General features: G+C 57.7%; 10 protein-coding genes. 4 read left to right on the forward strand and 6 right to left on the reverse strand.

Annotated features, from left to right (window positions below; all coding sequences use genetic code 11):
- The first annotated feature begins 294 nt into the window (after window positions 1–294).
- The 3 genes from CE491_RS08095 to CE491_RS08105 all read left to right on the forward strand — a co-directional run bounded on the left by CE491_RS08095 (window position 295) and on the right by CE491_RS08105 (window position 3,594).
- A complete protein-coding gene (locus CE491_RS08095) occupies window positions 295–1,554 on the forward strand; it encodes a cytochrome P450 (protein ID WP_234407544.1) in 1,260 nt (419 codons plus the stop codon).
- 194 nt (window positions 1,555–1,748) lie between these two features.
- The gene (locus tag CE491_RS08100; protein ID WP_110947831.1) at window positions 1,749–2,504 is read left to right on the forward strand and encodes a glucose 1-dehydrogenase; all 756 of its coding nucleotides are present in this window, start codon (window positions 1,749–1,751) and stop codon (window positions 2,502–2,504) included.
- Window positions 2,505–2,592: 88 nt separating this feature from the next.
- Window positions 2,593–3,594: an LLM class flavin-dependent oxidoreductase gene (locus CE491_RS08105; RefSeq protein WP_110947832.1), complete on the forward strand. Its 1,002-nt coding sequence runs from the start codon at window positions 2,593–2,595 to the stop codon at window positions 3,592–3,594.
- Window positions 3,595–4,381: 787 nt separating this feature from the next.
- Here CE491_RS08105 and CE491_RS08110 read toward each other — a convergent pair.
- The 6 genes from CE491_RS08110 to exaC all read right to left on the reverse strand — a co-directional run bounded on the left by CE491_RS08110 (window position 4,382) and on the right by exaC (window position 10,147).
- Window positions 4,382–5,107: a LexA family transcriptional regulator gene (locus CE491_RS08110; protein ID WP_110947833.1), complete on the reverse strand. Its 726-nt coding sequence runs from the start codon at window positions 5,105–5,107 to the stop codon at window positions 4,382–4,384.
- A 552-nt stretch (window positions 5,108–5,659) separates the two neighbouring features.
- The gene (ppa, locus tag CE491_RS08115) at window positions 5,660–6,187 is read right to left on the reverse strand and encodes an inorganic diphosphatase (protein WP_110947834.1); all 528 of its coding nucleotides are present in this window, start codon (window positions 6,185–6,187) and stop codon (window positions 5,660–5,662) included.
- Window positions 6,188–6,294: 107 nt separating this feature from the next.
- Window positions 6,295–7,113, reverse strand: a complete 819-nt coding sequence (locus CE491_RS08120) for a M90 family metallopeptidase (RefSeq protein WP_110947835.1) — start codon at window positions 7,111–7,113, stop codon at window positions 6,295–6,297.
- 3 nt (window positions 7,114–7,116) lie between these two features.
- Window positions 7,117–7,764 (reverse strand): DedA family protein, encoded by a 648-nt coding sequence (locus CE491_RS08125; protein ID WP_110947836.1) that lies wholly within the window; start codon window positions 7,762–7,764, stop codon window positions 7,117–7,119.
- A gap of 209 nt (window positions 7,765–7,973) precedes the next feature.
- Entirely contained in the window at window positions 7,974–8,426 is a 453-nt protein-coding gene (locus CE491_RS08130; RefSeq protein ID WP_110947837.1) for a GNAT family N-acetyltransferase, read from the reverse strand.
- Window positions 8,427–8,626: 200 nt separating this feature from the next.
- On the reverse strand, window positions 8,627–10,147 hold the full coding sequence (exaC, locus tag CE491_RS08135; RefSeq protein WP_110947838.1) for an acetaldehyde dehydrogenase ExaC: 1,521 nt from the start codon (window positions 10,145–10,147) through the stop codon (window positions 8,627–8,629).
- 306 nt (window positions 10,148–10,453) lie between these two features.
- Here exaC and CE491_RS08140 point away from each other — a divergent pair, with 306 nt between their 5' ends.
- The gene (locus CE491_RS08140) at window positions 10,454–12,376 is read left to right on the forward strand and encodes a sigma-54-dependent Fis family transcriptional regulator (RefSeq protein WP_110947839.1); all 1,923 of its coding nucleotides are present in this window, start codon (window positions 10,454–10,456) and stop codon (window positions 12,374–12,376) included.
- Window positions 12,377–12,487: the final 111 nt, after the last annotated feature.

The following is a 12,487-nucleotide window of genomic DNA, read 5'->3' on the forward strand; positions in this document are numbered from 1 at the left end:
TTTGCTTCATCATCGAAAAGCTCGGCGATTGGTGTCCGGGGATTCTGCCAAATCAGGAAGTCTTTTTCAGATTTTCCTTAAATGATCGGATTTAAAAGGTGATCAAGTTTGAAGCGAAGGATTAACACTCACATAGGTTTCATTCAACGACTCACTGGAAAAAGTGAATGCCAAGCTAGTGTGGTCTGCGCTAATAGTTCGAGTTTATTCAACTAACCCTTTACGGTGAATGGCGCAGCCGTGGAGATAATGTGGATAAAAACTTGCGTCTACCTGTTTGAGATGAAGAAACTCATGAATACAAAACAAGAAAACATCACCGCCATTTCCAGCGGAACATGTCCATTTGCCGAGCAAACCTTTCCCTTCCCTCGCGATGATCGTTGGCCAATGGATCCGCCGGCGGAATATGCGCAGATGCGTGCACAAGAGCCGATCTCCAAGGTCAAGCTCTGGGACGGCAGCGATGCCTGGATCGTGACTCGCATGGAAGAGTTTCGTGAGCTGATGACCAGCCCTCATTTCAGCGCAGACCCTAATACCGCTGGATTTCCCTTTATCTCGCCCTCTCGTGCGGCGCAGTCTCGGTCCTACCAAACGTTCATTACCATGGACCCGCCAGATCACGGCACCTTCCGTCGTATGCTGACCAAGGAGTTTATGGTCAAGCGGATGCAGGCGATGCGTCCACAGGTGCAGGCAGCGCTTAATAGACTTTTGGATGATATGGAGTGCGACGGCGCCCCAGCGGACTTCATCGAGAAGGTCGCACTACCTCTGCCTTCCCTGGTGATTTCGATCATGCTTGGGGTCCCTTATGAGGATCACTCGGTTTTACAGGAGTGGAGCAAAGACCGGCAAAACCTGAGCCTGGCACCAGAGGCGCTCACTGAGGCTGCGCGCAACATGGAGGCGTACATCAGTAAATTGCTACATGAAAAAGAACTTGATCCGGGCGATGGTGAAGATCTGCTCAGCCGCATGGCGATCGACTGGGTGAACCCTGGAAAGTTGTCGCATCAAGATGCGGTTCAGATGGGTGTATTGCTCTATCTGGCGGGTCACGAAACGACAGCAAACCTGATAGGTCTTGGGCTAGTGAGCCTACTGCAGCATCCGGAGCAGAAAGAAGCATTGATGGCTAACCCGTTGCTGGCCCGAGGTGCTGCGGAAGAAATGTTGCGATTCCATTCGATCACTCATATGAACTCCAATCGGGTGGCCACGCAGGATGTCGAAATTGGCGGTCATTTGATCCGCAAGGGTGAGGGCGTGTTGGCATTGCTGCATGCGGCAAACCATGACCCGGAGGTGTTCACAAGTCCGGATGCCTTTGACATTCATCGGGAAACCAAGGATCAGGCGCATGTTGCCTTCTCGTTTGGTATCCACCAGTGCCTGGGGCAGCCGCTGGCAAGACTAGAACTGCATGTTGTGTTTGAGACTATTTTCCGTCGGTTCCCCACGCTGCAACTGGCGGTACCCTTCGAAGAACTCGACTTCAAGCGTAACGTGTTCGTGTTCGGGCTCAATTCTTTGCCTGTGATCTGGTAAGCGACTGTGGCGCGAGCGCGTGGACAGGCGCGCTCATTTCAGGGAAGTCGAAAAGGGGTTCACGAGATGGCGTTCTATTGGCGGGAAAATCACAGATTGATCCTGAACATATTTGCCAATTTGGCGTTAGTAAGCGGCGGCAGGTTGGATACAAGTGACATGACATGTATTAACGCTAACCAAGTGGCACGCAGATGAGTGGCCGATTGAAAGGCAAGGTGGCCCTGGTCACTGGAGGGGCCAGCGGGATTGGTCGGGCTACGGCCCTGCAGTTCGCCCAAGAGGGAGCAGCCGTAGTAGTCGCAGATGTAAATGCGACTGCAGGTGAGGTGCTGGTAAGTGAAATTGTGCGTGGCGGCGGGCGAGCGTTATTCATTTCGGTGGATGTCTGCGACGTAGCATCGGTCAAATCGATGGTCAAAACTACTGTCGAGAGTTTTGGTGGTCTCGACTGCGCCTTCAACAATGCCGGGATTCCCGATGGTGCAAGTAGTCTTCTGACATCCACGCAGGACAACTGGGATCGGGTTATGGCGGTCAACCTAGAGGGCGTCTGGCACTGCATGCGCGCTGAGCTTGACCACATGCTCAGCGTGGGTAAAGGCGCGATCGTCAATAACTCTTCACGCTCGGGGCTGGTAGGTATCCCCAGTGACGGTGTATATGGCGCGGCAAAACATGCAGTGATCGGCTTGACCAAGGCTGCTGCCGTGGAGTTCGCGTCTCGAGGCGTTCGGGTTAATGCGGTGTGTCCCGGCTTGGTCGAAACGGCGCTGACGCACACTCGCTTTGGCGATGGCCTACAAACTCGATCGGCGATCGCTAATCCGTTGGGTCGAATGGCTCAGCCGCAGGAAATTGCACAGGCGGTGGTATGGCTATGCTCTGATGCAGCTTCGTTCGTGGTGGGGGTTGCCTTGCCTGTGGATGGCGGCAGTACCGCACGTTAGGGCGGTGCGGTATTCCGTTTGTTGAAGCTGCTAATTGCAGGTACTCACCGGTGACACTGCTGAATTTCTCAAGACTTGAAGGATTGCCATGACCAACCACACCCCCCTTAACATTTTGGACCTCGTCCATGTCACGGAAGGCGGCACTGTCGACGACGCCCTGAGTTCCTCAATGGCCATTGCTCAACTCGCGGACAGACTCGGCTATAGTCGAATCTGGTATGCCGAACACCACAACACCGCGTATCTGGGCGCGAGTTCGCCCGCGATGTTGATCTCCCGCGCCGCGTCCCTGACTCAACGTATCCGAGTCGGCTCCGGGGGCGTCATGTTGCCTAATCACGCTCCCCTGCAGGTCGCAGAAGAGTTCGGCACGCTAGCGCACTTTTCCCCGGGCCGCATAGACCTGGGCCTTGGCCGAGCGCCCGGGACCGACGCATTAACGGCCCAGGTACTGAGTCGGTCCGGCGCCGATCCGCAATCATTCGCCCGCAACGTCTACGACCTTACAGGTTGGTTCAGCGATACCGGCCTGGCACACAGTGATCCTATCGTCAGCGGAGTCTCCATTGGGACACACGTCCCGCTGTGGATACTCGGTTCGAGCATCTCCGGTGCCTCAATTGCTGGCCGGCTTGGCTTGCCGTTTTGTATCGCATCGCATTTTGCACCTGACGAAGTCGACCGGGTACTGGAGATATACCGAAGCTCTTTCGATCCGAGGGCACCCACCGCGCAAATTTCCAAACCTTATGTCATGGCGGGGATCAACGTCATGGTTGCACCCACCGACGAAGAGGCCATGCGCCTGTGGACGACTTCGCAGCGCATGATCCTGGATGTGCGTACCGGTAACCGGCAAAAACTCCAGCCCCCGGTAGCGCCGGACGCCATGGGCACGACCGAGCAGCGAGCTTTCGCCGAGTCCTTTCTGCACATCAAGGCTGTCGGCTCACCCGCTACCGCATGCCAGGCGCTGGAACGCTTCACCGAGCGAACTCAGGCCGACGAATTGATCATCATGACCTATGCCCATGATCCTGCAGACAAGCTCCGTTCTATGGAGTTGCTCGCAGAACTTTGGTTCTAGGCGGAGGAGCTTCTGAGAATCGTAATGCGTTTTTCACCGCAGACGGCTCAAAGCTTGGCGGGGCGCCATGCGTGAGGTCTAGCAGATAATCTGCCAGTGATTGCGTCAGAGCCTGCTGTGCCGCTGCCAGTTGCGCATCGGCAGTGGTGCTTGACGGCTCGTTCTGCAAGGCTGGCGCTGAACTGTCGGCGGGGCTGTTTGAATGAACCACGGCGAATTCCACATATTGCTTGAGCCAGGTCACGGTCATGCGGGCTGGGCTATTGTTCAACGCTTCTCGGTCGCGCTCGTGATCTGCACCGTTTCCTTGGCGGAATGCTCAGCATGCCTACCTTATTCAGGTTTCAGCTTACCCATATTCTTCTCCTTTCGCGTCCGGTGTCCCCCCACATGTCCCCCCATTTCATCGTCGGATGAGGTCAAATGGCGTCGAACGCTATCGGACAGAGGAATGCGTAAAACTCCCATAATAGCTAGGCTGTCGGCAGGATTCTCGGATGGGATAGGATTATTTCGAGCAATTAAAAAGCCGGCTTGTGGCCGGCTTCTCGGTGACGGGTTTGGTTCGTTTTTGGCTAACCGTACCCGTCCGCAAAAGTGCGCGTTGCGAGGCATGCGCTTGTGAGGTAGACGAGGCAGGCCACGGGGGCTTTACCTGGTCGATCACCCAGCAGCGGGTAGCCGATGGGTGTTGAAACGAAGGCGTGCAGGATACGCACTCTCGCTCCGTCTGCCCAGTGTTGATGCGCTGCCTTTTGTCTTTGCATTTGTGCTTTCCGTTTGCAAATCAGGGCAAGGTCGCGGGGTGGCGGCGGTTGTTGAGGGTCGACCACCAGAAGATCCAGCCGAGGATGTGGATGTGTTGTTGCTGGATCTGTTCGGCGCTGAAGATTTCGTCGGGGTATTCGCTGGCGTTGTGGCTGCGCAAGCGCAGGCCGCCGCCGGGGAGGCGGTAGAGGTATTTCACGCGCAGCATACCGTCGTGTTCGAGGGCATACATTTCGCCGTCGATGACGTTGGTGCGGCCGCGGTCTATGCCGATGAGTGATCCGTCCTGGATCTTGTCCGCCATGCTGTTGCCAATCATGGCGACGCAGATGGCGTTGTGTTGTTCGACGTCCATGGCTCCGAGGACGCGTCTTGCCAGGCGGACTTTGTGGTTGGGGGCTTCGCTGATGGCGGTCTGGCCATCTTCCTGGGTTTTGAGTTCGGTGTAGAAGGGCATTTCCAGTTCTTCGCGCACGCTGATGCGCTCCGCGCGTGGGTTTGAGCTGCCGTCCAGGCCGTGTTTGTCGCGACCTTCTCCTGGGTGCTTCGGCCCGTCGCCGGTGCGTAACCAGCGTACGTTGACGCTCAACAGTTCGGCGACTTCTTCCATGCGTGCCAAGGGTATGCCGCGTTTGAACCAATTGTTCACGTGTTGCGGCGTTACCTTGCGGTTGGCGGCGAAGTCTGTTGCAGAGAGATGGCACTCTCGCAGAAGGACGCGTAGTCGATCACCTGATGTATTCATGCAGCGAAGTTTACGTGCGGTTCAAGTTCGTTTAAATGAACGAAGTGTTCAAATGAGTGGGGGATCAAACTTGCAGGTGATTGTAGGGATTACAACTTTGACTGTTTCTGTAGGGCAATTCTTTGATTGTTTTATTTCGGATCAACGGTGGCTGCACGCTGGGTCTGAAGGCAATTTCCAATAACTGGCGCGAGGTAGAGCGTCTATCAAAGCGGTGTTTTGCGTTTATTGTTGTTCGAAAGGGCGCATGAGCTTATTGGGATAAACGAATCGTTTGGGATCGTGCAGTTTTAAACATGTGCGATGGGAAATAGAGTGAAAAAAGCTGCGGAGAATGCGAGAGGGGTATTCTAAAAGATAGAGGAGGATGGTTTTGCGACTGCTGCGGAGCCCATCGCGAATGATTTGCCTCCCAGTTCGGATAGCCGTTTGCCCTTCGGGTCTTCAACAATTCAGAAAGTCAGGCAGATGCAGAGGGTCAATGGGGTGCGGGGTCAGGCAAAGATAGAGCAGCCTCCAAGGCGACGCGCGCTTCGGAGGCCGCGAATCGGATTAGCCTTTGTAGGCAGCGACCGATTTGGTGATGGCTTCGCGAGCAGCGTCTGCACCGGCCCAACCTTCTATCTTCACCCATTTACCTTTTTCGAGGTCTTTATAGTTGGCAAAGAAGTGCTCGATCTGCTGGATCAGCAGCGGTGGCAGGTCGGTGTATTCTTTTACGTCGACGTACAGCTGGGACAGCTTGTCGTGTGGCACTGCGATGACTTTGGCATCGCCGCCGCCGTCGTCGGTCATGTTCAGCACGCCGACTGGACGGGCGCGGATGACCGAGCCTGGAGCAACCGGGTAAGGCGTCACGACCAGCACGTCGAGGGGGTCGCCGTCGTCAGCCAGGGTGTTGGGGATGAAACCGTAGTTGGCCGGGTAGAACATCGGGGTGGCCATGAAACGGTCAACGAACAGGGCGTCGCTTTCTTTGTCGATTTCGTACTTGATCGGCGCGTGGTTGGCCGGAATCTCGATTGCGACGTAGATGTCATTCGGCAGGTCTTTACCGGCCGGAATCTTGCTGTAGCTCATTGGGCTTTGCCCCCTTGGTTGACCATTCAGAATCTGGCGTCCAACGCCAAAAAGTGGCCCGGATTATAGGCATATTCGAGAAGCGTTGCCATGCGTGGGCTCGTCTTCTAAACATCGTGTTGAGCCTGATAGACCGGGTTGTGCGCTTGAAGTGCCGTCAGCCGGGCGAGCGGATCCTGTCGATAGAAGGCTTTGAGTTGTGCGTAGACCTGCGGATACGCCTCGACCAGCAAATCAGGGGCGCTGAAGAAGTATTCGCTGGTGACGGCAAAAAACTCGGCGGGGTTCTCCGCGGCGTACGGATCGATCGCGGTTTGGGCGTCGGGATCGGCGTCCAGCTGGCGATTCAGATCATCGAAGGCGCCTTGCATGGCGCTGGCCCATTCGGCAATGCGCATGTCGTTGTGCAGCGGTGGGTGGCCGTTGGCGTCGCCGTTGAGCATGTCGAGCTTGTGCGCCAATTCGTGGATCACCAGGTTGTAGGCTTCCCAGCCGCCGCTGGATAGCACGCCCGGCCACGCCAGAATGACCGGGCCTTGCGACCAGGCTTCACCGCTGTGCTCGCCGTCCCATTCGTGTTCGATGCCGCTGGCATCGCGGTGTTTTTGCGGGCTGATGAAGTCGTCGCCGTAGAGGATGATTTCGTGAAAGCCCGAATACCAGTTCAGATCGCCCAAGGCCAGTAACGGTAATTGCGCCTGGGCAGCGAGGAACAGGCGCGACTCGTCGTCCAGCTCAACGCCTTCCAGTGCGGTGAGGTGTTTGCCATGCAGGAACAGTACGCAGCTGTCGAGTAGGTAGCGATCCTCTTCATCCGTCAGGCCATCGAGAATCGGCAAGCGCTGGCGCACCCGATCCCAAAGCTCAGGATCGACCGGGTTGCGCGCCAGCGTGCGACGTTTCAGCCAGCCGCCGAGTGACCACATGATTCAGCGCGCTGTGGCCGAACGGCCCATGCGGCTGCGGACCAGGCCGATGATCATCGGCAGCAGCGAAAGCAGGATGATCGCCAGCACCAGCAACGTGAGGTTCTTCTTGATGAACGGGATGTTGCCGAAGAAGTAACCGAGGGTGACCAGACCGCCGACCCACAGGATCGAACCCAGCACGCTGAACCCCAGGAAGCGCAGGTAATGCATCTTGCCGAGCCCTGCAACAAAGGGCGCGAAGGTGCGGATGATCGGCAGAAAGCGCGCCAGGGTCACGGTTTTGCCGCCGTGGTGCTCGTAGAATTCGTGGGTTTTGGTCAGGTAATCGCGGCGGAAGATCTTCGAATCCGGGTTCTTGAACAGCCTGTCGCCCAGAGTGCGACCGATTACGTAGTTGGTGCTGTCGCCCAGAATCGCAGCGGCCATCAACAGGCAGGCCAGCAGCACTGGATCCATGCCGCCGCCAGCCGCGACGGCGCCTGCGATGAACAGCAGGGAATCACCCGGCAGGAAGGGTGTGACGACCAGACCCGTCTCACAGAAGATCACCAGGAACAGGATCGCGTAGACCCAGGTGCCATAATTGGTCACCAGCATGTCGAGGTAGACGTCGAGGTGAAGGATGAGGTCGAGCGGGTTGAAATCCATGTACGGCACCTGATTGAAAGGCCCTGGCTGGGCTCGTGCGGGTCGATGATGACTGCTGATGTGGGCGCATTATAGAGGGAAGAAACGGGATGTTGCTGGGCGCGGTATCCAGATTGAAACATTTGGTAGTGATGGGATGACAATACCGAACCTGTGGGAGTGAGCAAGCTCACTCCCACAGTAAGTTTTCAGCCACTGAAAGCAGCTGGTCAGTTAATCGGCAAAACGTAGTTCTTGAATTGCGTGTCCTCGCGAAACCCGATCGACTCATACACCTTTTGCGCGACTTCGTTGTTGGCGCTGGTCGATACGCGCATCCGCACGGCCTGGGTTTCCCTGGCCATTTTCCTGGCCTTCTGGATCAGGTGATCGGCGACCAGTTGGCGGCGGGCGTCTTCGGCGACATAGATGTCATTGAGAATCCACACGCGCTTGAGCGACAGTGAGGAATAGCTGGGGTACAGCTGACAGAAGCCCAGCAATTTGCCGTCATCATCGTCAGGCAGGGCGAGATAAATGACCGACTCTTCACGGCGCAGGCGTTTTTCCAGGAAGTCGCGGGACGAATCAGGGAAGGGATGTTCGCCGTAGAACTCGCGGTATTTGACGAACAGAGGGGTCAACAGGTCCAGGTGCTCCAGGGTGGCTTGGATGATCCGCATGGTTGGGCCTCAGCTTCATTCGCAATTCATGAAAGGGGGAGGACGCGCCTGGCACGGGGACAGACGGTTTTGACTGTGCCTAAGCGGTTTAGAAAGCGCAATCCAAAGTCGGGATTCGGTAGATAGGCGTTGCCATGAGGCGCCGTCCATAAAGAAACGGCCTCTGAAGAGGCCGTTTCTTTTAGCAGGCAACCACCGGATCAGAAGAAACCCAACGGATTGATGTCGTAGCTCACCAGCAGGTTTTTGGTCTGTTGGTAGTGTTCGAGCGCGACCTTGTGGGTTTCGCGGCCTACGCCGGATTTTTTGTAACCGCCGAACGCGGCGTGAGCCGGGTACAGGTGGTAGCAGTTGGTCCACACGCGACCGGCCTTGATGGCGCGGCCCACGCGGTAGGCGCGGTTGATGTCGCGGGTCCAGACGCCAGCGCCCAGACCGAACTCGGTGTCGTTGGCGATGGCGACGGCTTCGGCTTCATCCTTGAAGGTGGTAACGCTGACCACCGGGCCAAAGATTTCTTCCTGGAACACGCGCATCTTGTTGTTGCCCCGCAACAGCGTCGGCTGGATGTAGTAGCCGGTCGCCAGCGAGCCCTCCAGTTTCTCGACCTTGCCGCCGGTCAACAGCTCGGCGCCTTCGCCCTGAGCGATATCGAGGTAGGAAAGGATTTTGTCGAACTGCTGCTGCGACGCCTGGGCGCCGACCATGGTTTCGGTGTCCAGCGGGTCGCCGCGCTTGATCTTCAGGACCTTCTTCATTACTGCTTCCATGAACTGCGGGTAGATCGACTCCTGAACCAGGCAACGCGAAGGGCAGGTGCAGACTTCGCCCTGGTTGAAGAACGCCAGAACCACGCCTTCGGCAGCCTTGTCGATGAATTCCGGCTCGGCGCTCATCACGTCTTCGAAGTAGATATTCGGCGACTTGCCGCCCAGCTCAACGGTAGACGGGATGATGCTGTCGGCCGCCAGTTTCATGATGTGCGAACCCACGGGCGTGGATCCTGTGAACGCGATTTTGGCGATGCGCTTGCTGCTGGCCAGCGCTTCACCGGCCTCGCGACCATAACCTTGCACCACGTTGAGCACGCCTTTTGGCAGCAGATCGCCGATCAGCTCCAGCAGCACGGTAATCCCCAGCGGCGTCTGCTCGGCGGGTTTGAGCACTATGCAGTTACCGGCAGCCAGCGCCGGGGCCAGTTTCCAGGCGGCCATCAGGATCGGGAAGTTCCACGGGATGATCTGACCGACCACGCCCAGAGGTTCATGAATGTGGTACGCCACGGTGTTGCCGTCGATTTCCGCCGCGCTGCCTTCCTGCGCACGCAGCACGCCTGCGAAATAACGGAAGTGGTCCACAGCCAGCGGAATGTCGGCGTTGAGGGTTTCACGCACGGCCTTGCCGTTGTCCCAGGTTTCGGTCACGGCCAGCAGTTCGAGGTTCTGCTCGATGCGGTCGGCGATTTTCAACAGGGTCAGCGAGCGCTCCTGAACGGACGTCTTGCCCCATGCATCGGCAGCGGCGTGAGCGGCATCCAGGGCTTTATCGATGTCTTCGGCAGTCGAGCGAGGGAATTGGGCGATCAGCTTGCCGGTGATTGGCGAGGTGTTTTCAAAATACTGGCCTTTGACCGGCGGCACGAATTCGCCACCGATGTAATTGCCGTATTGGGTCTTGAAGGTGACGATCGAGCCTTCAGTACCGGGATGGGCATAACGCATGGTGAATATCTCCTTGCTCTTGTGATTGTGTGGGGATAACGCTCGGCACTTGGTATAGCTGCACTTGATCAAAGCGTAGAGCAAAGCGCGGGCCAGTGCCGTTCCATGCCCGGTTTGTAAGGGTTTTGCCGAAATATCAGGTGCTTGGCTTATTGGGATGTGTCGGTTGCGGGACGACCTGCGTGACAGTTTGTATCGAATGTGGGACAGCCGGCCCGCTTGCGCCTTTGGAAGCATTGCAATGCGCAAGGGCTAGGAGGATGCTGGTTCGCAACTCCCCGGGAGCACCTAGGAAGAACAATAAAAATGCACAGCAATCACTTCGCCAGACACGCCCAGCAAGTCCTGACCGTCGCCCAAGGCAAGGCAACGCATCGATATGGCCCCGGCGCCGATCCGTCGATTGCTCGCTCATGGGTGCGCTGCCTCAAGGACTACCACCTGGACCCCGCCCAGCCCATGGCGCCGACCGTGCTCGAGCATGCTCGCGTACTCGAAAGCCGCGAGCGTCTGCAGCAAGTGCTGACCATTGCCGACGTTGAGATGAACAGCCTGCATCAGCAGCTTTCCGGGGGTAATGCGGTGCTGTTGACCGATGCGCGCGGGGTGATCCTCAGTTGCGTGACTGAACCCGCCGAACGGAAGATTTTCGAACGCGCGGGCCTCTGGCTCGGCGCCGACTGGAGCGAAGCGCGAGAGGGCACCAACGGCATCGGCACCTGTCTGGTCGAGCGACAGTCGGTGACAATCCATCGTGACGAACATTTCCGCGGTCGGCATACCGGGCTTACCTGCTCGGCCAGCCCCGTGTTCGATCCCCACGGCGATCTGTTGGCCGTGCTCGATGTTTCCTCGGCGCGGCACGATGTGTCGCGACAGAGCCAGTTCCATACCATGGCGCTGGTCAATCTGTCGGCGAAGGTGATTGAAAGCAGCTATTTCCTGCGACACTTCGAGGATCAATGGCTGCTGCGCTTTCATTTGCAGGCACGGTCGGTGGGGCTATTCAGCGAAGGGCTGTTGGCGTTCGATGGCGAAGGTCGGGTCAGCGCGCTTAACCAGAGCGCCCTGAACTTGCTGAGCGCCGGCCGCGCCGATCTGGTTGGTCAGCCGGTTGAGTCGTTGTTCGATTGCTCGCTGGGTGAACTGATGAGCCGTGCAGCGCCCGATGCCGCTACGAGCTGGCCGTTGCGTACCCGAGACGGGCGCGGGTTTTTCGCGGTACTGCGTGGGCAATCGCGGCCCGTGTTGAAAGCCTTTTCTGCGCCTGTCGTCGTCAAGCCTGTTGCGCCGCCTGCCTTGAGCGGGATTTGTTTGGGCGACGCTACGCTGCAAACCGATTTCCGTCGCGCGTTGAAGGTCTTCGAGCGTGACGTGCCGCTGCTGATCAATGGCGAAACCGGCTCCGGCAAAGAAGCGTTTGCCAAGGCGGTGCATCAGGCCAGCCAACGGGCAGGCAGGCCATTCGTGGCACTGAACTGCGCGGCCATTCCTGAAAGCCTGATCGAGAGTGAGCTGTTCGGTTATCGCGGCGGCAGTTTCACCGGCGCACGGAAGGAAGGCATGCGCGGCAAGCTGCAACAGGCCGACGGGGGCACGCTGTTTCTGGATGAAATCGGCGACATGCCGGTGGCCTTGCAGACGCGCCTGTTGCGGGTGCTGGAGGATCGTCTGGTAGTGCCGATTGGTGGCGAACCACAAGCCGTGGATGTACGAATCATCAGCGCGACGCACCGTAATCTTCTGGGCCGTGTAGAGGATGGGAGTTTCCGCGAGGACCTTTACTATCGACTCAATGGCCTGGAAATCGCCCTGCCGCCGCTGCGTGACAGGAGCGACAAGCCGCAGTTGATGGATTTTCTGCTGGAGGAAGAAGCGGGCGGTCACCCGATCACGATCGACGCCCAGGCTCGTCAAGCGCTGCTGGGATTCAACTGGCCAGGCAACGTACGGCAGATGCGCAATGTGCTGCGGACATTGGCAGCGTTGAGCGAGGACGAGGTGATTCGTTTTGCCGACCTGCCCCACGTGATCCGCTATCAGCAGGCCGCAAATCAAGCTGCCGATATGACTGAACAGAACGATTCGCCACTCGATTGCGCCGAGCGCGAGGCACTGATGGCGATTCTTGAGGCTCAACGCTGGCACATGACCCACGCCGCCCGGGAGTTGGGGGTGAGTCGCAATACCTTATATAGAAAGCTGCGCAAGCATGGGATTACGCGGTAGCAGCTTCACACCGTACCTGTAGGAACGCGCTCGCCCGCGATGGCGTTAGGGGCAGGCGGCGCAGATTTTTTTCCGATAGATCGCAATCGCGGGCGACCGCGCTCCTATAAA

This window comes from Pseudomonas bohemica, assembly GCF_002934685.1.
GTDB lineage: Bacteria > Pseudomonadota > Gammaproteobacteria > Pseudomonadales > Pseudomonadaceae > Aquipseudomonas > Aquipseudomonas bohemica.

Excerpts from the sequence above, each read along its gene's own strand:
- CE491_RS08120 (WP_110947835.1), bottom strand. The coding sequence starts at position 7,113 with ATGTGGTCACTCGGCGGCTGGCTGAAACGTCGCACGCTGGCGCGCAAC.
- CE491_RS08105 (WP_110947832.1), top strand. The coding sequence starts at position 2,593 with ATGACCAACCACACCCCCCTTAACATTTTGGACCTCGTCCATGTCACG.
- CE491_RS08130 (WP_110947837.1), bottom strand. The coding sequence starts at position 8,426 with ATGCGGATCATCCAAGCCACCCTGGAGCACCTGGACCTGTTGACCCCT.
- CE491_RS08110 (WP_110947833.1), bottom strand. The coding sequence starts at position 5,107 with ATGAATACATCAGGTGATCGACTACGCGTCCTTCTGCGAGAGTGCCAT.
- ppa (WP_110947834.1), bottom strand. The coding sequence starts at position 6,187 with ATGAGCTACAGCAAGATTCCGGCCGGTAAAGACCTGCCGAATGACATC.
- CE491_RS08125 (WP_110947836.1), bottom strand. The coding sequence starts at position 7,764 with ATGGATTTCAACCCGCTCGACCTCATCCTTCACCTCGACGTCTACCTC.
- exaC (WP_110947838.1), bottom strand. The coding sequence starts at position 10,147 with ATGCGTTATGCCCATCCCGGTACTGAAGGCTCGATCGTCACCTTCAAG.
- CE491_RS08140 (WP_110947839.1), top strand. The coding sequence starts at position 10,454 with ATGCACAGCAATCACTTCGCCAGACACGCCCAGCAAGTCCTGACCGTC.
- CE491_RS08100 (WP_110947831.1), top strand. The coding sequence starts at position 1,749 with ATGAGTGGCCGATTGAAAGGCAAGGTGGCCCTGGTCACTGGAGGGGCC.
- CE491_RS08095 (WP_234407544.1), top strand. The coding sequence starts at position 295 with ATGAATACAAAACAAGAAAACATCACCGCCATTTCCAGCGGAACATGT.